The following is an 18690-nucleotide window of genomic DNA, read 5'->3' as shown; positions in this document are numbered from 1 at the left end:
GTGTCTTAAGCGCCGAAGGGTCAATTTTGTCGGCGGCCTTCGGGGTCGAAGCGGTGCGACGGCGGCACGTCGACCGATGGCTTCGAGATCCCCTCGGCGACCGCGCGTTCGAGCTGGAAGACGAAGGCTAGGACGGTCGCGGCCGCGACGAACAATTCCTCGGGGATCGTCCGCCCCGCGCGCGCGGTGAAGTAGATCGCGCGGGTCAGTGCCGGATATTCGAGGATCGGGACATGGGCGCCGCGTGCCAGTTCGCGGATCGACAGCGCGACGTCGCCGCGGCCGCGCGCGACCACGACCGGCGCGGCATCCTGGCCGGGCCGATAGCGGAGTGCGACCGAGAAATGGGTCGGGTTGGTGAGGACCACGGTCGCATCCGACACGGCCTTGCGCGCCGAACCGCTCAGTATCTCGTGCTGCCGCTGGCGCTGCGCCTGCTTGAGTTCGGGGGCGCCGTCGGACTGGCGCATCTCCTCCTTCACCTCCTGCTTGCTCATCATCAGGCGGCGGTTGCGCTGATACCATTGCGCGGGAACGTCGATCAGCGCGATGACCACGAGGCCGCCGGCCATCGCGAGCATCGCATGGCCGACCGACTTGCCGGCCAGCCCGATCGCGCCGTTGAGGTCGGCCTGCGCCATCGACATGATCGCGGGCAGGCTGTTCGCGACGAGCCAATAGCCGATGGTGCCGAGCAGGAGCACCTTGGCGAGCGACTTGACCAGTTCGATCAGGCCTTGCGGACCGAAGATGCGCTTGATTCCCGAGAGCGGGTTCATCCGGTTGCCCTTGAAGGCGATCGCCTTGCCGCGCCAGCCGAACGAGCCGAGCATCGCCGGGGCGGCGACGCTCGCGACCAAAGCGAGCGCGAATAGGCTCGAAAGCGGCAACAGGATTTCGACGCCATTGCGCATCACCGCCTCGCCGGGCGCGAAATGCGCGACATCGTCGGCGCCCAGCGTCAGCCCTCGCTTCAGAAGTTCGCCTGCCGATTGCACGAGCCAGCCGCCGGCGGCGAACAGCCAGCCGGCGCCGGCGAGCATCATCAGCGCGGTCGCAAGCTCCTTCGACATCAGCACATCGCCTTCGCGCGCCGAATCGGCGAGCTTCTTCGCGGTTGGCTGTTCGGTCTTCTGGTCGCGTTCGGTCGTTCCGGCCATCGCTCAGCGCCCCGCGGCGAGGACGCGCGCCATGTCGAGCGCGTCGGACAGGAAACGCGCGATCGCCTCGGCCATTGCCGGGGTGGCGACCCCGAGCAGGACGACGCCGGCGAGCAAGGTCGCGGGCAGGCCGACCGCGAACAGGTTCATCGCGGGCGCCGATCGTCCGATCACGCCCATGATCATCTGGACGAGCACGAGCACGAAGCCGACCGGCAGCGCGATCGTCAGCCCGGCGGCGAACATCAGGCTCGCGAACCGCAACAGCCCGCCGATCGCGGAGAAGGACGGAAAGGCGTTGCCGGGCGGGAGCGCATTATAGCTGTCGACGATGATCCGGATCAGCAGCAGATGCCCGTCGGCGGCAAGGAAGAGCGCGGTCGCGAGCATCGAGAGAAATTGCCCGACGACGCTGCTCGACGTGCCGCTCAGCGGATCGACCATCGATGCGAAGCCGAGGCCCATCGTGTTGCTGATCGTTTCGCCCGCGAGCAGCGCGGCGGCGAGCCCCATCTGGAGCACGAAACCGATCGCGAGGCCGATCACGACCTCGCCGACGATCATCAGGAAACCGGGGACCGAGACGATACCTTCGGGCGGCAGCGTCATCCCCGACGCGGCAACAGCGGGAACCCCGACCGCGAGCGCGATGACGAGGCGGAGCTGCACCGGCACATTGGCGGCGCCGAACACCGGCGCGGCGATGAAGGCCGCGCCCGGGCGGATCATCCCCAGCATCCAGAGCTGGAGCATCGCTTCGACATTCGGGATTTCGGCCGGGACCATCGCGCGGTCCTAGCGGACCAGATTCGGGATCTCCGCGAACAGGTCGCGGGTGAAATCGGTCAGCAGCACGAGGATGCTGCTGCCGAAGATCGCGAGGCAGATCGCGGTCACGATCAGCTTGGGCACGAAGCTCAGCGTCTGTTCGTTGATCGAGGTCGCGGCCTGCACCATGCCGAGCAGCACGCCGACGACGAGAATCGGGATCAGGATCGGCGCCGAGGCGAGCGCGAGCACCCAAAGCGATTGCTGCGCAAGTCCGACAAAATAATCGGCTTCCATCGTCTAGGTTCCGAAAGAGGAGGCGAGCGAACCCATCGTCAGCGCCCAGCCGTCGACGAGGACGAAGAGCAGCAGCTTGAAAGGCATCGAGATGACCGTCGGCGACAGCATCATCATGCCCAGCGACATCAGTGCCGATGCGACGATCAGGTCGATGACCAGAAAGGGCAGGAAGATCAGGAAGCCGATCTGGAAGGCGGTCTTGAGCTCGCTGGTGACGAAGGCGGGCAGCAGGATCGAGAAAGGCACGTCCTTCGGGCTCGCATAGGTCGGCGCCTTGGCGATCTTCGCGAACATCATCAGGTCGGACTTGCGTGTCTGGGTCATCATAAAACCGTGCAGCGCGTCGCCCGAGCGGGTGACGGCGGTGCCGATATCGATCTGTTCCTGGCCATAGGGCTCGATCGCGACGCGGTTCACCTCGCTGATCACGGGCTGCATCACGAACAGCGACAGGAAGAGGCTGAGGCCGACGAGCACCTGGTTCGGCGGCGTCTGCTGGAGCCCGAGCGCGTGGCGCAGGATCGACAGCACGATGATGATGCGCGTGAAGCTGGTCATCATCAGGAGCAGCGACGGCAGCACCGTCAGCAGGCTCATCAGGACGAGGATCTGCAGCGATAGCGACAGCGGGCGGCCGTTGCCGCCGATTTCGTTGACGGCGCGGGTCAGTCCGCTGGCGTCGGCTTCCTGCGCGAGCGCGGGCGCGGCCGTCGCGAGAAGCGCGATGCCGCCCGCGATGGCGGCGCGGCGCAGCCAGCGGGCGCGCGGCGTCAATCCCTTGACGGGCGTCTTAGCCGGCATGGAAGTCGCCCTGGCTGTTGTCGGCGAGGCGGGTGACATTGCCGCGCGAGACCGAGAGCAGAATCTGCTGTCCGGCGAATTCGACGACCGCAAGTTTGGTGCCGGGGCCGAGCGGCAACACGCCGACCATTTCGACCGGCCGCGCCTGCCTGGCGCCGCCCGGCGTCAACGGCACGCCCATCTGGACGCGTTTCCAAAGCCACAGGCTGCCCCACGCCATGCCGCCGACGAGCGGCAGCAGGATGAGCAGCCGAAGAATATATTCGAACATCAGCCTCTCCGCTCGAAGCCCGCGATGCCGCGGTCGGGCGCGACGAGTTCGGCGACCTGGATGCCGTATCGCCCGTCGACGCTGACGATCTCGCCCTTCGCGATCAGCGTGCCGTTGGCATAGATGTCGAGCAGCTCGTTCGCGGCGCGGTCGAGTTCGACGACGCTGCCGTCGGAAAGCGCGAGCAGTTCGGCGAGCGTCATCGAGGTCGATCCGACCTCGACCGAGACGCGCAGCGAGACCCCCGCGAGCAGGTCGAAATTGGGCGCGCCGGCGATCGTCCGGCTGTCGCGACGGTCGGTGCGGCCGGGGGCTTCGCTCATGTCAGTCATGGTCCGATCCCTTTTCGATAGTCTCAATCATGATGGCAGCATTCCCATTGGCTTCCCCGATGCTGCCGGACGCGAAACTGCGGCCGGCGACGGTTACCGGAACATTGCGCGGAATGGTTAACGGAATGATATCACCGACCTCGAGCGACAATAATTTTACGAGCGGAATCTCGGGACGCGCGAGCACGGAACGCACCGGAAGACGCACGGACTTGAGCGCCTTGTTGAGAGTCGCGGTCCATTCGGGGTCGATCGCGGGCGCATCGCGCATCTCGGGCATCGGGTCGGCGCCGGCGATGCCGCGGAGCGCGGCCTGCGGATAGGCGCAGAGGATGGTGCGGCCCTCGAACACCCCGCCGCGCAGCGTGAAGCGCTGGACGAGCAGTTCGTCGTCGGCGCGGACCGCCGCGAGCTTTGCGGGATCGCTGGTGACGCAGTCGAGTTCGGGTTCGATCCCGGCCTTCCACGCCGCAGCGAGCTGCATTCCCATGTCGCGGCCGAGGCGCGCGGCGAAACGCTCTTCGGCGTCGGTCAGTTCTTCGCGTTCGCTGCCGAGCTGGCCCTTGCCGCCATAGAAGATGTCGACGAGCTGGAGGACGAGCGGACGCGTTGCGGCGAGCAGCACCGGGCCTTTGAGGGGTGGGGCGTGATAGCGCCAGAACAGGCCCGGCGAGACGTCCTGACACCAGTCGGCGAACCGCATCTGCACTGCGGGGGCGCGTTCGACATTGACCGTCGGCGCGCCCAGCGCGCGGACGAGGTCGCGCAAGCTGCGCGCGAACTGGTTGCCGACGCTGTCGAGCACCGGAAAGGCGTAGCTGTCCTCCGCCTTGCGCAGCAGCAGCGACGCCTTTGCGTCGGCAGCCTGCTTCGCCGAGGTGTCGATGGGTTTCGGTTCGAGGCTCACTGGATCACCAGGCTCGTGAAATAGACATTGTCGATGCCGCCAAAGCCTTCCTTTTCGCGCAGGACGTCGTTGATCGCATTGGTCAACTGGCGCTGGAGCTGCTGCTTGCCCTGCGAGGTCGAGAGCAGCGCCGGATCCTGTTCGGCGAGCACCATCAGTACCGCCGAACGGATCGGCACCTGCTGGCGCTTGATGTTGCTGATCACCTTGCCGTCGTAGAAGGTCGACAGGCTGATCCCGACCTGCAGGAAGCCCGAACCGTCGGCGAGGTTGGTCGTGAAGGCGTCGGTCATCGGGTAATAGGTGATCTCATATTTGCGCGGATCGACCTTGAAGCGGTCGTTCGGCACCGACACGGTGCCGACCTTCGGCGCGGGCTCCTTGCCCTCTTCGCCTTCGGCAGCAGCGGCTTCCTCGCCCTCGTTGCGCACGACAAGCTTCGGATAATGATCCTCGGGCTTCGCTTCATGGCCGCCAAGGCCGCCGCCCAGATAGATGCCGGCGCCTGCGCCCGCGCTGATCAGCGCGGTGCCGCCGATGCCCAGCATCAGCAGCTTCTTCATCTTGCCACCCTTTTTGGGTTCGGCGCCCTCAGGGGCTTTGTCCTTGCTCATGGTCAGGTCCTTCCTGGTCAGGCAAAGCGGCCGCGGTGACCCGCGGTGCGTTCGTCGGTTTCGCTGTCATGCCGCTCGGCGGCGGTTTCGATGAGGTGGCTCGCATCGGGGGCGGGGCCGCGGCCCTGGCCCTGGTGCTGCTGCATCTGCTGGCGCCCGGCTTCTGCCGGAGTGTGCGTCACCTGCGCTTCGGCGACGCGCACGCCCTGCTGGCGCAGATCCTCGACAAGGCGCGGCTGTGCGGTCTGGACGATCGTCGCGGTCGCTTCATGCTGCGTGTCGAGGCGCAGCGTGACGCCCTCGTCGCCCGCCAGCATCGACACGTCGAGGCGTCCGAGGTGGCGCGGCATCAGGCGGAAGCTGAGTTCGCCCTTGTCGGATTTGGTCGCTGCGATGTCGGCGGCGAGCTGCGCGATCCACTGGTCGTCGCTGGCGGTGTCGAGCACGCGCTCTGCGACCGGCGCGGCCTTTGCGGCCTCGGCCAGCGGCGCGGCGCCCTGCAGGTCGGGCTGGGCAAAGAGCACGGCCATCGAAGCGGCGGCATCGACTGCGGGCTTGGCGGCCTTGGGGTCGACGGCGACGGTCGTCGGCTGCTGCGTTGTCGCGGCTTCGGCGGGCTTGCCGACGACTGTGGGCGACGCCGACTCCGCCGGGCGCAACGCTGCGGCGGGTGCGGTGGTCTTCGAAGCCTTCTGCGCGACCGGCTTGTCGGCGGTCGGGGCGGCGGCGGCGACCGTGTTGGCGGCGACCGGCGCGTCAACGATCGCGGCGACGGGCAGCAGAACGGACGCGGCGGGCGTGGCGGCCGCTGCTTCGCCATCGAGGGCGGCGTTTGCTTCGTCCGGCGCAACCGGCTTGGCCTTGTCGTTCGCGGGCGCCGTCGCCTTGGTCGGCGTGGCGACCGCGATCAGCAGGCTGGCGGCCGCAGCCGCGGCATCGACCGCGGGGGCCGTCCCGGCGGCCGGTGCTGTCGAAACTTTGACGGCGGTCTGGTCGGGCAACGCGGTGTCGACCGGCGTATCGATGACGGGCTGCGGCAAGCCGAACAGCGATACCGCCTGCGGCGTTGCGGTCGACGCTGGCGCGGGCAATGCGTCGGCATCGGCCGATGCGCCGACGACCGGCAGCGCGTTCGGGGCCTGGATGGAAGTCGAGACACCGAAAGGATTGGCGGCGGCGGGCGTAGTCGGCGCGGCGATCGGCAAATTCGCAAGAAGCTGCCCGAAGCCGCCTTCGACACCGCTCTCGTTCGCGGGCGCGGCGGTGCCGAGCGCGGCGAGAATCGAGGCGAGGCCGGTCTGCGCCGGGGTCTGGGGAAGCGAGGCCATCATGCCGCACCGCCGTCGAGCAGGCGCAGGCTCATCGCGCGGCGGCGATGCGGGCGGTTGGCGTCGGTGCGGCGTTCCTGCTCGCGCGCATCGGACAGGCGGCTGCGCTCGTAGAGGCGAACCGCCGATTCTTCCTTCACCATCGCGCTCTGCGCGACGACGCCGGCCTGATCGCGGCGGCTGCTCGCATTGACGAGCGGCGCGACGAGATTTTCCTTCGCCATGTCGAGCCGCATCCCGAGCTCGCCGATCGTGTTGAGCGCGCGGCCCGCGACTTCGCCCTTGGCCACCGCGAGGTCGGCGCGCAGCGTTTCGAGACGCTTCGACAGCTCGACCAGGCTCGCGAGCTCGCCGGTGGCGCGCGCGAGATTGGCTTCCGCCATCTGATGTTCGACGGTGCGCACGCGGATGATGCGTTTGCGGCGTGCGGTGCGGGCGTTCATGCAGAAAATCCTTCAATCAGGGCTTGGCGGGAGGAGGCGAAATCGACCTGGCTGCCGGCGGCCTGGCATACGAAGGCGAGCTGGTCGGCGCGGCGCGCGATGGCTTCGTCGAGCACCGGATCGCCGCCGGCGACATAGGCGCCCATCAGCATCAGATCGCGATTCTCTTCATAGGCCGACCAGAGCTGGCGAAAGCGCGCTGCGGCGAGCGCATGGTCGGGATCGACCGAATCGGCCATCGTGCGCGACAGCGACCGGGCGACGTCGATCGCAGGATAGACGCCCTGTTCGGCGAGCGTGCGCGACAGGATGATATGACCGTCGACGATCGCGCGCGCCGAGTCGACGACGGGGTCGTCGATGTCGCCGCCGTCGGCGAGCACTGTGTAGAGCGCGGTGATCGATCCGCCGGTCGCATTGTCGTTGCCCGCGCGCTCGACGAGCGAGGGGATCAGCGCGAAGGTCGAGGGCGGATAGCCCTTCATCGTCGGCGGTTCGCCGAGCGTCAGGCCGATCTCGCGCTGCGCGTGCGCGACGCGGGTCAGGCTGTCGATCAGCAGCAGCACCTTCTTTCCGTCGGCGCGGAAGCTTTCGGCGATCGCGGTCGCGCGCATCGCGGCGCGCAGGCGCAGCAGCGGCGGATGGTCGGCGGGAACCGCGACGACGACCGACTTCTTGCGGACCGAGGGCGGCAGTTTGGTCTCGACGAAGTCGCTGACCTCGCGGCTGCGCTCGCCGATCAGCCCGACGACGATCACGTCGCATTCGGTACCCGCGATCATCTGGCCCATCAGCACCGACTTGCCGACGCCCGAGCCCGCGATGATCGCGACGCGCTGGCCTTCGCTGACGGTGAGCAGGCCGTTGATCGCGCGCACGCCCATGTTGAGCGGCTTGGTCACGCGGCCGCGGCGCAGCGGATTGACCTTGCGGCCGGCGAGCGGCCACTGGAAATGCGACTTGACCGGCGGGCGGCCGTCGAGCGGATTGCCCTGTGCGTCGATGATGCGGCCGAGCAGCGCCTTGCCGACGGTGACCATCGAGGAGGCGCCGTGCGGCTCGACCGGCGCGCCGGTGACCAGCGGCATGTTGGTGTCGAACGGCAGGACGAGGCTGCGGTGGCCGCGAAAGCCGACGACCTCGCCATAGACATAGTCATTGTTCGCCGACTTGATGCGGACATTGCTGCCGAGCGGCTGGGGAAAACCCGACACTTCGAGCATGATGCCTTCGTGCGCGACCAGCGTGCCGATGCGGCGCGGGCTCGCGTCGCCGAGTTCGACGGGCGCCAGAAGCTGCTGCGCGGTCATGGCAAGGCGGCGCGTCATGCGGCGAGTCCCTCGCTGCCGAGCGCGGCGCGCAATTCGTTCAAATAGACGGCGCGGCCATGTTCGATCCAGCCGGCCGAGGTTTCGATGCGCACGGTGCCGCGCGCCATCGACGGGTCGGCCTCGATCGGGAGCGCGATCGGCGCGTCCATCAGCAGCGCGGCATCGGCGGGATTGACCCACAATGTGCGCGCCTTGTCGGCTTCGGCGACCATCGCGGCGGCGGTTTCGGCCTGCGCGCGGAGCCAGTCGCCGTCGATCGGCGCGCTTTCGACGATCTGGCGGACAAGCCGCTCGACCGTTTCGGCGATGAGCTGCGCAAGCTCCTCGCTCGGCTCGTCCTGCAGCGCCTCGGCGCCGGCGACGAGTGCGAGCAGATGGTCGCGTTCGACCGCAAAGCCCGCTTCGGCGAGGCGCTGGCCCTCGGCCAGGCCGAGCGCGAACGGATCGTCGGCGGGAGCCGCTTCGGCATCGAAGCGTTCGACCGGCACGATCTCGGCGGCGCGCGCCATGCCGAATTGCATCGGGCGGAAGCCGCGACTTTGCGCCATGACGGCGGCGAGCGAGATGGCGGTGGTTTCGGCGGCGCGGTCAGACATAATCGTCTCCGGCGCCCGCGATCATGATCTCGCCCGAGGACGCCATCTGACGTACGACCTGCATGATCGCCTTCTGCGCCTCGTCGACGTCGACGCGCTTGACCATCGTCATCTCCGCCATCTCGTCGCGGATCGTTTCCGACGCGCGCTTCGACATGGTGGCAAGGCAGCGGTCGACCATATCGGCGTCGGTGCCCTTGAGGGCGATCGCGAGCTGCGCCGCGTCGACCGAACGGAGCACGGTGCCGAGGCTCTTGGCATCGAGATCGCGAAGATTTTCGAAGATGAACATTTCCTCTTCGATGATCTGCGCGAGCAGCTTGTCCTGCTTCTTGAGCGCGCGGATCGTGCGTTCGCTGAGCTGCTTCGGCATCTTCTTCATGATCTTCGCGACGTCGCTCGGCCCGCCGATCGGCTGCTTGGCGACGCGCTGGCCGCTGACATTGGCGGCGGCGAGGACCGATTCGAGATCCTCTATCGCCGCGGCGGGAACCGCGGTGAGTTGCGCCGCGCGCAGGACCAGTTCGGACTGCAGCGCCTCGTCGAGGGTCTCGATCGCGCGGGCCGCGACGTCGGGGACGAGCACCGACAGGATCAGTGCGCCGACCTGCGGATGTTCGTTGGCGAGCAGCGCGCTGATCGCGTCGACGTCCATCCAGCGCAGCATTTCCAGCGACGCGGCGCTCGACTGCGGCGCGACGGCGGCGAGGATATTGTCGGCGCGGACATTGCCGACCGCTTCGTGGATCACGGTGCGGATGCGCGTATCGGCGCCGACGGCGAGCGCGCTGACGTTGCGGCTTTCGGACACGAAATGGCTGAGCGCGAGGTCGATCTGCGCCTCGCTGGCGTTCGCCGAGTCGAACATCGAGCGCGCCAGCTGGCGAACCTCGTCGGCATCGAGATGCTTGAGGATCGTTGCCGCTTCGCTTTCGTCGAGCAGCATCAGCAGGATCGCCGCGGCCGAGGCGCCCTCGATCGCCGGCTTGGCGGTGGCGGGGGCTTCGTCGAGGGTGTCGATCTCGTCAGCCACGGGTGCCCTCCTGCATCAGCTGGCGGACGACGAGCGCGGCGCGCGCCGAGTCCTGACGGACGAAAGCACGCACCAGGTTGGCGCGCGCCTCATAGCTCGGCGCCGCCTCGATCATCTCGAGCGTGATCTCGTTGCTCGGGCGCTGGCTCGCCGCGCGCGACGCCTGATTGTCGGCGACCGCCAGCAGCGTCTCCTCGAGCTGGGTCTCGCGTTCGGCGCGCTGGACGGCGCGCTGTTTCGCCGCCTTGATCATCGGGCGGCCGATGAAGAAGAAAGCCAGGATCGCGGCGAGCACCGCGCCGACCTGCTTCAGCAGCGGCAGGAACCAGGGGGCGTCGTAGAAGGCGGGGGCGGTGTCCTCGACCGTGGCGAAGGGACGCTGGCTGATCGCGACCTGGTCCCCGCGCGTCGCGTCATAACCGACCGCGCCCTTCACCAGTGCGTCGATCTTCGCGATGTCGGCCTGGGTCAGCGCCTTCTTGCCCTGATTGAGCGCGACCGCGACCGAGACGCGGCGGAGCTGGCCCTGCGGCTGGTGCGTGACCGAAATCTCGCGGCCGACCTCATAGGCGCGGGTCGCATTCTCGTTGCTGTTCGTCTGCGCCGGGGCCGGGGCGCCCGGCGCCGAGGGCAGCGGCGCGGTGTCGGTGACGGTCGACGCCTGCGGCGGCTGGTTCGACAGCGCGCCGGGAATGCCCACGGCGGGCGCATTGCCTTCGCCGCTGACGGTGCGCGTGACCTGTTCGCTGGTCAATGCCCGGTCGTCCTTGGGAAAGCTTTCGCGCGTCGCCTGGCTTTCCGACATGTCGACATCTGCGTGGACCTCGACGCTATAGTTTCCGGCGCCGAGCATCGGCCCGAGCAAAGTGTCGAGCGCGCGGCGGAAGCGCTCTTCCATCTGCGTCTGGAGCTGGAAGGATTTCATGTCGGCGTTCGACACGCCGTCGCTCAGCAGCGACCCGCGCTGGTCGATCACCTGCACCTCGTCGGCGTTCATGCCGGGAACCGACGACGCGACGAGGAAACGGATCGCCTGGACCTGGCCGTCCGAAAGCGAGCGGCCGTTCTGCAGCGTCAGCATCACCGAAGCGGTCGCGGGCTTGTCCTCGCGGACGAAGAGGCTGGGCTCGGCGGCGGCGATATGGACGCGCGCGACCTTGACCGCGTCGATCGTCTCGATCGTGCGCGACAGGTCGGCCTCGCGCGCCGAGCGCAGCGTTTCGCCCTCGATCGCGCGGCTCGATCCCATCGGCAGCGAGGCGATCAGGCTGTCACCGTTCGGCTGCGCCTTCGGCAGCCCCTGTCCGGCGAGCGCAATGCGCGCCTGATAGAGCTTGTCGGCATCGACGGTCAGCGATCCGGTGGTCGGGTCGATGGTGTGCGCGATCCCCTGCGACTGCAGCGCGTCGGCGACCGCCGCCTTGTCGCTGTCGTCGAGCCCGGCGAAGAGCTGCGCCTGCGGGGCGGTGCTCGTCATGAAATAGGCGAGCGCGGCGATACCGATGGCGGCGCTGGTCGCGATCATCGGCAAGGCGCGCTGGACGGCGGGCTGGCGGACGAAATCCTGCACCGGCGCAAAGCGGCCGCCAAGGCCGGGGACCGGCAGGCGGTTCGTGGTATCGTTGACGGGGACGAGGGTCTGGGTTTCGGCCATGGGTTACACCGGCATGTTCATGATGTCGCGATAGGCGGAGAGCAGCTTGTTGCGGACCTGCAGCGTGGTCTCGAAGCCGAGCGAGGCCTTCTGGCGCTCGATCATCACGCTGACGATGTCGTGCGTGTCGCCGCGCTCATAGGCTTCGCTGAGTTCGCTCGCCTTTGCCTGCTGGTTGTTGACCTGTTGCAGGGCGTTGCTGATGGCGGCGCCGAAATCGGGGGTTCCCCCGACGCCGCCCTCGATGCCGTCCGCGGCACCGCGGCCCGCGGCGCGCTGCAGCGCCTGGTTCTGATTGAGAATCGTGCTGCGCATCTGCAACAGCCGGCTCGGGTCAATCGTGCTCATAAGCTTTCATCCGTCCTGGTGCGCAGCGGTCGACCGCACGCCCAAAGAGTAATGCAAAGCGTGTGCCAAAAAATTTTATGGCGCTTTTCCAGCGGGATATATGAATGCGGATCAGGCTTAACGCTGCCTTCGGCATTTTTTTGACACGCCGGCTTAATCGCCGCCGCCGCCCGCCGTTACTGCATCCGTGACCGCTCCTCGAGCCCTCACATCACGGGAATGGCCATCGAGGCCGGAAAGGAACAACATGACTGTCATCAACACCAATGTGAGCGCGCTCCGCGCCCAGAACAGCTCGCGTGTTGCCGAGCGCATGCAGTCGCAGGCGATGGAACGCCTGTCGTCGGGCAAGCGCATCAACAGCGCGAAGGACGATGCCGCCGGCCTCGCCGTCGCGACCCGCATGAACGCCGCTTCGAAGGGCTTCACGCAGGCGATCCGTAACGCGAACGACGGCATTTCGCTCGCTCAGACCGCCGACAGCGGCGCCGCCAGCATTTCGGACATCCTCGTCCGTATGCGTGAACTGGCCATGCAGGCTTCGAACGGCACGCTGGCCGACGCCGACCGCGCGCTGGTGCAGAAGGAAGTCACCGCGCTGATCTCGCAGATCGGCGATATCACGACGCAGACGACCTTCAACGGCAACAAGCTCCTCGACGGCAGCGTTGCCGCCGGCTTCGACATCCAGACCGGCATCAACTCGACCGAAGTCGTGAACATCACGATCGGCAACCTCACCGCCACGACGCTCGGCGTCAACGCGCTGTCGGTTGCGACTGCCGCCGGTGCCACCGGCGCGCTGGCGACGCTCGACACCGCGATCACCACGGTCGCCGGTGAACGCGCCAACCTCGGTGCGCAGCAGAACCGCCTGACCGCGGCCGTCGACAACCTGTCGGCCCGCGTCACCAACCTCGACGAATCGCGCTCGCGCATCGAAGACACCGACTTCTCGGCGGAATCGACCAAGCTGGCCGCTGCCCAGATCCTGTCGCAGGCGTCGACCGCGATGCTCGCGCAGGCGAACCAGAGCGCGCAGGGCGTGATGAACCTGCTCCGCGGCTAAAAGATAACCATCGCAAACAGTTCAGGCCAACTTTGGTTGGTCCCTTTATTGGCCTGATCCGATGCCCCGGCTCCCCACAGCCGGGGCATCCTTGTTTTCCGTTTCGGCGTGACCGAACAGGCGCGGTTCCAGCCCGTTCCCGGCGTCAGCCGGGCCAAAGCTCTTCAATGAAAATCCCGCGATTTGGGCAGGATGCGCACATTGCGCGGATGGCCGTGGCGCTGCGCATAGTCGCCTTCGGACCGTCCGCGCGGCACTTGCGGATGCTTGACCTCGTCGGCACGGCAGAGATCGGGTACGAAACGCCGATCGTCGCCCAGCGCTTCGAGCATGGGCGTGCGGTCGACGATCCGCGTCGCCATCAGGTGGATGACGCCCTCCTTGCTTCGCTGCACCTCGCCCTCGGCGAGCATCAGCCGCGACGCCATCACTGCGCGGCGATAGCGTTCGAAATGGCGCGCCCACAGCAATATGTTGACGATCCCGCCCTCATCCTCGAGCGTGATGAAGATCGCATTGCCCTTGCCGGGCCGCTGGCGGACCAGCACGACGCCTGCGGTGCGGACGATCGCTCCGTTCTTCGCGGCCGCGACCTCGGCGGCACTCAATATGCCTTCGCGTGCGAGATCGCCGCGCAGGAAGGCCATCGGATGGCCCTTCAGCGACAGCCGCGTCGTCTGGTAATCGGTCAGAACATGCTCGACCATCGGCGTCGGCGGGAGCTGCGCATCTTCCTCGAACCCCAGCTCGTTCGCCTCGGCCGCGCCGAACAGCGGCAGCACGCCCTGACGCACCCGTCGCGCATCCCACAGCGCCGGCCGCCGGTCGAGCCCCATCGACCGGCAGGCGTCGGCAGCGGCAATCAGCCGCAGCGCGCGTGAAGGCAAGTTGGCGCGGCGCGCGAGCTCCTCGATCGAAGCAAAAGGGACGGTGCCGCGCGCGTCGGCGATCGCCTTCGCCCACTCCTCGCGAAACCCGTCGACCTGCCGGAACCCGAGCCGCAACGCGAGCGAGCCGTCGTCGCGGCGTTCGAGGCTGTTGTCCCAACCGCTCGCATTCACATCGACTTCGCGCACCTCGACCCCATGCTCGCGCGCGTCGCGCACAAGCTGCGCGGGGGCATAGAAGCCCATCGGCTGCGAATTGAGAATTCCGCACGCGAAGACGGCGGGGTGGTAGTGCTTGATCCATGACGAGACATAGACGAGCCGCGCGAAGGATTGGGCGTGGCTTTCGGGAAAGCCATAGCTGCCGAAACCCTCGATCTGCTTGAAGCAGCGTTCGGCGAAATCCTGCTTGTATCCGCGCGCGACCATGCCGCCGACCATCTTGTCGCGGAAATTGTCGATCGTGCCGACATTGCGAAAGGTCGCCATCGCGCGGCGCAGTCCATTGGCCTCTTCGGGCGTGAAGCCGGCGGCGGTGATCGCCAGATTCATCGCCTGCTCCTGAAAGAGTGGCACGCCATAAGTATGACCCAGCACTTCCCTAAGCTCGTTCGGATCGTGCGGCGGCGCCGGCGAGGGATATTCGACCTCCTCCTCCCCGTTCCGGCGGCGCAGATAGGGATGCACCATATCGCCCTCGATCGGTCCGGGCCGGACGATCGCAACCTGCACGACCAGATCGTAGAGCTTCCGGGGCCGCAGGCGCGGGAGCATATTGATTTGCGCGCGGCTCTCGACCTGAAAAACGCCGATGCTGTCGCCCCGGCACAGCATGTCGTAAACGGCGGGATCCTTGGAATCGATATCGAGCTCCAGCGTGTGGTCGCCCAGCCCATGTTCGCGCATCAGGTCGTAGCATTTGCGGATGCAGGTGAGCATTCCGAGTGCGAGCACGTCGACCTTCATCAGTCCCAATGCGTCGATGTCGTCCTTGTCCCATTCGATGAAGGTTCGGTCTTCCATCGCGGCATTGTGGATGGGGACCAGCTCATCGAGCCGCCCTTCGGTAAGGACGAAGCCGCCGACATGCTGTGACAGGTGGCGCGGTGCTTTCAGCAGTTCGCTTACAAAGCGGTGCAGGCGCTCGATTTCGCCATTGTGCGGGTTGAGCCCTGCTTCGACCAGCCGTTCGACCGGCACCTCGTCTCCCCAGCTTCCCCAGCTCGTGTCGGCAAGCCGCGCAGTGACATCTTCGCTCAGCCCCAGCGCCTTGCCGACCTCGCGGATCGTGCTGCGCGGGCGATAGTGGATGACGGTTGCCGCGATCGCGGCGCGATCGCGCGTGTAGCGGTCGTAAATATACTGAATGACCTCCTCGCGCCGCTCATGTTCGAAATCGACGTCGATGTCGGGAGGTTCGTCACGCTCGGCCGAGACGAAGCGGGAGAAGAGCAGCTTGTGCTCGTCCGGATCGACCGAGGTGACGCCCAGCAGAAAGCAGACGATCGAGTTGGCGGCCGATCCGCGCCCCTGGCACAGGATCGGCGGCTCCTGCGCGCGTGCGAAGCGGACGAGATCGTAAACGGTCAGAAAATAATAGACATAGTTCCGCCGTCGGATCAGGCGGAGTTCGTGGCCGATCATCTTGCGGATTTTGGGCTTCAGCGGTGCGCCATAGCGTTTCTCCGCCGCTGTCTTCACCAGATGGTGGAGATAGTTGAACGGCTTCCAGCCCGGCGGCACCGGCTCGTGCGGATATTCGTAGCGCAAATCTTCGAGGTCGAAATTGATACGGGCGAGCAGCTTGGTGCCGGCATCAATCGCCTCCGGGCTCTCTGCGAACAGCCGCTTCATTTCGGCAGGCGCCTTCAGATGGCGTTCGCCATTGGCGCGCAGCAGTTTGCCTGCCTTCTGAACGGTCACGCCTTCGCGGATACAGGTCACGATGTCGTGAAGCGGGCGTTGGGCGGCAGTTGCATAAAGCGCGTCGTTGGTGGCGAGCAGCGGGATATTTGTCGCTGCCGATACGCGTTGGAGTTGGGCCAGGCGCCGAGTGTCGGCACCCGACAGCGGCATCGTGGCGGCCAGCCAGACCGATTTCGGCCGTTTGCGTTTGAGGGTGCGAAGCAATTCCTCATCGCCCTCCATCGCGATCAGCAGCAGATCCTCGCAATGGTCGAGCAGGTCGCCCAGTTCGAGAATGCAGCCGCCCTTCTGGGTGCGCAGATTGCCGATCGACAGAAGGCGGGTCAGTCGGCCCCAGCCATGGCGGCTGACCGGATAGACGACGATGTCGGGCGTGCCGTCCGCAAAGACGAGCCTTGCACCGACCACCAGCCGGAAGCCTTCTGCTGCCTTGGGATTTTTGACCTGCAACTCTTTCAGAAAAGCCCATGCCCGCACCACCCCCGCGACACTGTTCCGGTCGGCGATGCCGATGCCGGCCATGCCGAGCGCGATCGCCTCGGCCACCATCTCGGCCGGATGCGACGCCCCGCGCAGGAAGCTGTAGTTGGTCGCGGCGACCAGTTCGGCGAAACCGGGTTCGGTCGGTGGTTCGGGGTTCATGCGAACACACCGTGGATGTACCAGCGCGGGTCGGGCTTTTCGTCGTAAAGCCCGTGGCGGAAGAGCCAGTAGCGGCGGCCGTGGACGTCCTCGACGCGGTAATAATCGCGGGTCAGCCCGCCATTGTCGCGGCGGCGCCACCATTCGGCGGCGATGCGTTCGGGCCCCTCGTAGCGGCGCACGGCGTGCGTCGCGCGGCGCCAGCGGAACTGGTGCGGCGGGCCGTCGGGAACCTCGGCGATCACCTCGATCGGCTGCGGCGGGTCGAACAGGTGGAACGGGCGTGTAGGCGGCTCGCCGGGCTCCGGCATCTGCCAGGGCAGCGGCGCCGGCGCGTCGATCGCGGGGAGCGCGAGCTGCGCCTGCTCGGGAATATGCGTGTCCTCGGCTATCAATTTTTTGACACGTCGCCGCCCGAGCCGCGTCGTCATCCGGTCGACGAGCTCGTCCATCGCCGCCGCCCGCACTTCGCCGCCTTCCAGCTTCAGCTGTGTTGCGCCCAGCGGGTCGAGGCGCGGGACGGAAAGACGGATCATGTCGAAGCCGAAGCCGGGGTCGAGCGGGTCGGCGAGTCCGTCCATCCGCTCGGCGAACAGCCGCATGACAAGGCGCGTGTCGCGGGTCGCATGGCCGGTCTCGACTTCGATGCTGCGCGCCAGCCCGTCGCTGCGAAAGAAGGTCGCGCGGAAATGGCGCCCGCCCTTGCCGCGTTCGAGCAAATCCGCGATCGCTTCATCGGCAAGTTCGGCCAGCACCCTGGTCGCATGCGCGGTGCTGCCGAGCGGCTCGGCGAAGCGGCGCTCGACCGCGACCGGCGGCGGCGCGATGCGCGGGTCGAGCGGGCTCGGCGCGTCGCCCAAGATGCGGCGGAGCGCCACCGCGGCGCCGGCGCCGAAGCGCGCGGCGATATTCGCCATCGGGCGGCTCGCGAGGTCGCCGATCGTCTTGAGTCCGGCGCGGACGAGCGCGGTCGTCGCCTCCGCCCCGAGTTCGAGCGCGGCAACGGAAAGCCGGCGGATCGCACTGGCTTCATCGGGCGCAGGCCGCGTCTGGTAGCGCGCGAGTGCACGCGCCGCGTCGGCGGTCGGACCGAATGCGTGCCGCACGCTCATGCCGAGCCGCGACAGGCGCATTTCGGCGTCGGCGACCAGACCCGCCTCATCGCCTGCCAGATGCTCGGCCCCGGCGATGTCGAGGATCAGCCCGTCGGGGACGTCGAGCGCGACGAGCGGCGTGTAGCGGTTGCAGCCGAGGGCCAGCCGGTCGAGCCACGCATGATCGGCGACCGGATCATGCTGGACGATGATCAGCCTCGGGACCTGCGCGCGCGCGTCGGCAAGCGGCATGCCGACGCGGAGCCCGGCCGCCTGCGCTTGCGCGTCCACGCTCGCGATGCGCAGCGCGCCGCGCTGCTTTTCGGCGAAGACCAGCGGGGCGTCAGGCGGCTGCTGCGCCGTGCGACAGAGCCGTTCGGCGGGCAGGTACGGGAAGAACAGCGCCAGATAGCGCCGGCTCCCCGAAGGCGTGGCCAAAGCTTTTGTCGTCATGGTTCCAGTCCAGTCGCCAGCGGCCACCCGCAGGGCCCGCGCGCCAGCGCAGCAGTTCGAGGTCGAAGGCGGGCGCGCCGGGCGCATTGGCTTCGAGTTCGCGCGAGGCCGCCGCGGCGATGCTCCAGCGGGTCTCGGCGACGCTCGGTGTCGGCACGGCATTGAGGCGCAGCATCAGGAGCGTCGTCCCGGCATCGCGGGCGCCGAGTGCAAGGCGGCGCCCGGCGGTGAGATCGAGCAAGGGGAATTTCCCCCAGCTTTCGACGATCACCGCCGCCGACCCTGCGCATCGGATCGCATCGTTCGCGCAAGCGAGCAGCATTTTGGGGTCGGGAGTCTCGACAAGCAGCAACCGGTCGGGGTCGCCGCCGAGCTCGGCGATTCCCGGAGCATAGATGTGTCCGGTTCGGCTCGCCGCATCGGCGGTGCGCAGCCAGATCAGCGGCGCCGTGCCGGGGGTGCGGAGCGCGAGCAGCGCAGCGAAAGCCGCGGCGCTCGTGCCGTCGAGGGCGTCGGCGGCGAAAAATTCATGCGTGCGCCCGACCGCGAGCCCGCCGCCGAGCGCGGCGTCGAAATCGGCGTGGCCGCTCGCCAGCCAACCCTCGGCCGGGCGGCTTTCCGTGCCGCCACTGGCGGCGATCCGGGCGATGCGTTGGCGCAGCCCGGCGAGAGGGTAAGACGACTCGCGCATCATTTGTTCCTGATATGTTCCATTAGCGCGTGAGCGAGGGCA

19 protein-coding genes are annotated in these 18690 nt (G+C 67.5%); 1 reads left to right on the top strand and 18 read right to left on the bottom strand.

Going from position 1 to position 18690, the window contains the following annotated elements:
- Positions 1-20 precede the first annotated feature (20 nt).
- Genes flhB through fliE form a run of 15 tightly spaced genes read right to left on the bottom strand, consistent with a single transcriptional unit; the run spans position 21 to position 11886 of the window.
- Positions 21-1160, bottom strand: coding sequence for a flagellar type III secretion system protein FlhB (flhB, locus tag J1N50_RS09820; protein WP_215353354.1), 1140 nt, complete (start codon positions 1158-1160; stop codon positions 21-23).
- A 3-nt stretch (positions 1161-1163) separates the two neighbouring features.
- Positions 1164-1946 (bottom strand): flagellar biosynthetic protein FliR, encoded by a 783-nt coding sequence (gene fliR / locus J1N50_RS09815; RefSeq protein ID WP_215353353.1) that lies wholly within the window; start codon positions 1944-1946, stop codon positions 1164-1166.
- Between the two features lie 9 nt (positions 1947-1955).
- Positions 1956-2225, bottom strand: a complete 270-nt coding sequence (locus tag J1N50_RS09810) for a flagellar biosynthetic protein FliQ (protein ID WP_058456574.1) — start codon at positions 2223-2225, stop codon at positions 1956-1958.
- 3 nt (positions 2226-2228) lie between these two features.
- Positions 2229-3029, bottom strand: a complete 801-nt coding sequence (fliP, locus tag J1N50_RS09805; RefSeq protein WP_246553327.1) for a flagellar type III secretion system pore protein FliP — start codon at positions 3027-3029, stop codon at positions 2229-2231.
- Positions 3019-3300 (bottom strand): flagellar biosynthetic protein FliO, encoded by a 282-nt coding sequence (locus tag J1N50_RS09800; RefSeq protein ID WP_215353352.1) that lies wholly within the window; start codon positions 3298-3300, stop codon positions 3019-3021. Before J1N50_RS09800 ends, fliP begins: the two co-directional genes overlap by 11 nt.
- Complete coding sequence (gene fliN, locus J1N50_RS09795) at positions 3300-3632, bottom strand: flagellar motor switch protein FliN (RefSeq protein WP_058456577.1); 333 nt, start codon at positions 3630-3632, stop codon at positions 3300-3302. Before fliN ends, J1N50_RS09800 begins: the two co-directional genes overlap by 1 nt.
- On the bottom strand, positions 3625-4539 hold the full coding sequence (locus J1N50_RS09790) for a FliM/FliN family flagellar motor switch protein (RefSeq protein ID WP_215353351.1): 915 nt from the start codon (positions 4537-4539) through the stop codon (positions 3625-3627). Before J1N50_RS09790 ends, fliN begins: the two co-directional genes overlap by 8 nt.
- Complete coding sequence (locus J1N50_RS09785) at positions 4536-5153, bottom strand: flagellar basal body-associated FliL family protein (RefSeq protein WP_215353350.1); 618 nt, start codon at positions 5151-5153, stop codon at positions 4536-4538. The genes J1N50_RS09790 and J1N50_RS09785 overlap by 4 nt, the downstream gene beginning before the upstream one ends.
- 17 nt (positions 5154-5170) lie before the next feature.
- Positions 5171-6484, bottom strand: coding sequence for a flagellar hook-length control protein FliK (locus J1N50_RS09780; protein ID WP_215353349.1), 1314 nt, complete (start codon positions 6482-6484; stop codon positions 5171-5173).
- On the bottom strand, positions 6481-6924 hold the full coding sequence (locus tag J1N50_RS09775) for a hypothetical protein (protein WP_215353348.1): 444 nt from the start codon (positions 6922-6924) through the stop codon (positions 6481-6483). Before J1N50_RS09775 ends, J1N50_RS09780 begins: the two co-directional genes overlap by 4 nt.
- Positions 6921-8252 (bottom strand): FliI/YscN family ATPase, encoded by a 1332-nt coding sequence (locus J1N50_RS09770; RefSeq protein WP_215353347.1) that lies wholly within the window; start codon positions 8250-8252, stop codon positions 6921-6923. Before J1N50_RS09770 ends, J1N50_RS09775 begins: the two co-directional genes overlap by 4 nt.
- Positions 8249-8851 (bottom strand): FliH/SctL family protein, encoded by a 603-nt coding sequence (locus J1N50_RS09765; protein ID WP_215353346.1) that lies wholly within the window; start codon positions 8849-8851, stop codon positions 8249-8251. The genes J1N50_RS09770 and J1N50_RS09765 overlap by 4 nt, the downstream gene beginning before the upstream one ends.
- Positions 8844-9884, bottom strand: a complete 1041-nt coding sequence (locus tag J1N50_RS18025) for a flagellar motor switch protein FliG (RefSeq protein ID WP_215353345.1) — start codon at positions 9882-9884, stop codon at positions 8844-8846. The genes J1N50_RS09765 and J1N50_RS18025 overlap by 8 nt, the downstream gene beginning before the upstream one ends.
- The gene (gene fliF / locus J1N50_RS09755; RefSeq protein WP_215353344.1) at positions 9877-11538 is read right to left on the bottom strand and encodes a flagellar basal-body MS-ring/collar protein FliF; all 1662 of its coding nucleotides are present in this window, start codon (positions 11536-11538) and stop codon (positions 9877-9879) included. Before fliF ends, J1N50_RS18025 begins: the two co-directional genes overlap by 8 nt.
- A 3-nt stretch (positions 11539-11541) precedes the next feature.
- Positions 11542-11886, bottom strand: a complete 345-nt coding sequence (fliE, locus tag J1N50_RS09750; RefSeq protein ID WP_058456371.1) for a flagellar hook-basal body complex protein FliE — start codon at positions 11884-11886, stop codon at positions 11542-11544.
- A 247-nt stretch (positions 11887-12133) separates the two neighbouring features.
- Here fliE and J1N50_RS09745 point away from each other — a divergent pair, with 247 nt between their 5' ends.
- Positions 12134-12955, top strand: a complete 822-nt coding sequence (locus tag J1N50_RS09745) for a flagellin N-terminal helical domain-containing protein (RefSeq protein ID WP_058456370.1) — start codon at positions 12134-12136, stop codon at positions 12953-12955.
- 164 nt (positions 12956-13119) lie between these two features.
- Here the strand turns inward: J1N50_RS09745 and J1N50_RS09740 are convergent, their stop codons facing one another.
- From J1N50_RS09740 to J1N50_RS09735, 3 genes are read right to left on the bottom strand one after another with little or no spacing between them, the layout of a single operon-like run.
- Positions 13120-16410: an error-prone DNA polymerase gene (locus J1N50_RS09740; RefSeq protein WP_246553325.1), complete on the bottom strand. Its 3291-nt coding sequence runs from the start codon at positions 16408-16410 to the stop codon at positions 13120-13122.
- Positions 16407-17957, bottom strand: a complete 1551-nt coding sequence (locus tag J1N50_RS17800) for a Y-family DNA polymerase (protein ID WP_246553323.1) — start codon at positions 17955-17957, stop codon at positions 16407-16409. The genes J1N50_RS09740 and J1N50_RS17800 overlap by 4 nt, the downstream gene beginning before the upstream one ends.
- On the bottom strand, positions 17848-18648 hold the full coding sequence (locus tag J1N50_RS09735; RefSeq protein ID WP_215353342.1) for an ImuA family protein: 801 nt from the start codon (positions 18646-18648) through the stop codon (positions 17848-17850). Before J1N50_RS09735 ends, J1N50_RS17800 begins: the two co-directional genes overlap by 110 nt.
- Positions 18649-18690 lie beyond the last annotated feature (42 nt).

Origin of the sequence: Sphingopyxis soli (genome assembly GCF_018682675.1) — a bacterium.
Classification (GTDB): Bacteria; Pseudomonadota; Alphaproteobacteria; order Sphingomonadales; family Sphingomonadaceae; genus Sphingopyxis; species Sphingopyxis soli.
This window is presented reverse-complemented; position numbering and strand designations above follow the sequence as displayed.

Bases quoted from the DNA above. Each gene is read 5' to 3' on its own strand.
- J1N50_RS09740 (WP_246553325.1), bottom strand. From the start codon at position 16,410: ATGAACCCCGAACCACCGACCGAACCCGGTTTCGCCGAACTGGTCGCC.
- J1N50_RS09745 (WP_058456370.1), top strand. From the start codon at position 12,134: ATGACTGTCATCAACACCAATGTGAGCGCGCTCCGCGCCCAGAACAGC.
- J1N50_RS17800 (WP_246553323.1), bottom strand. From the start codon at position 17,957: ATGACGACAAAAGCTTTGGCCACGCCTTCGGGGAGCCGGCGCTATCTG.
- J1N50_RS09785 (WP_215353350.1), bottom strand. From the start codon at position 5,153: ATGAGCAAGGACAAAGCCCCTGAGGGCGCCGAACCCAAAAAGGGTGGC.
- fliR (WP_215353353.1), bottom strand. From the start codon at position 1,946: ATGGTCCCGGCCGAAATCCCGAATGTCGAAGCGATGCTCCAGCTCTGG.
- J1N50_RS09765 (WP_215353346.1), bottom strand. From the start codon at position 8,851: ATGTCTGACCGCGCCGCCGAAACCACCGCCATCTCGCTCGCCGCCGTC.
- J1N50_RS09810 (WP_058456574.1), bottom strand. From the start codon at position 2,225: ATGGAAGCCGATTATTTTGTCGGACTTGCGCAGCAATCGCTTTGGGTG.
- J1N50_RS09780 (WP_215353349.1), bottom strand. From the start codon at position 6,484: ATGATGGCCTCGCTTCCCCAGACCCCGGCGCAGACCGGCCTCGCCTCG.
- fliP (WP_246553327.1), bottom strand. From the start codon at position 3,029: ATGCCGGCTAAGACGCCCGTCAAGGGATTGACGCCGCGCGCCCGCTGG.
- fliE (WP_058456371.1), bottom strand. From the start codon at position 11,886: ATGAGCACGATTGACCCGAGCCGGCTGTTGCAGATGCGCAGCACGATT.
- fliN (WP_058456577.1), bottom strand. From the start codon at position 3,632: ATGACTGACATGAGCGAAGCCCCCGGCCGCACCGACCGTCGCGACAGC.
- fliF (WP_215353344.1), bottom strand. From the start codon at position 11,538: ATGGCCGAAACCCAGACCCTCGTCCCCGTCAACGATACCACGAACCGC.
- flhB (WP_215353354.1), bottom strand. From the start codon at position 1,160: ATGGCCGGAACGACCGAACGCGACCAGAAGACCGAACAGCCAACCGCG.
- J1N50_RS09735 (WP_215353342.1), bottom strand. From the start codon at position 18,648: ATGCGCGAGTCGTCTTACCCTCTCGCCGGGCTGCGCCAACGCATCGCC.
- J1N50_RS09800 (WP_215353352.1), bottom strand. From the start codon at position 3,300: ATGTTCGAATATATTCTTCGGCTGCTCATCCTGCTGCCGCTCGTCGGC.
- J1N50_RS09770 (WP_215353347.1), bottom strand. From the start codon at position 8,252: ATGACGCGCCGCCTTGCCATGACCGCGCAGCAGCTTCTGGCGCCCGTC.
- J1N50_RS09775 (WP_215353348.1), bottom strand. From the start codon at position 6,924: ATGAACGCCCGCACCGCACGCCGCAAACGCATCATCCGCGTGCGCACC.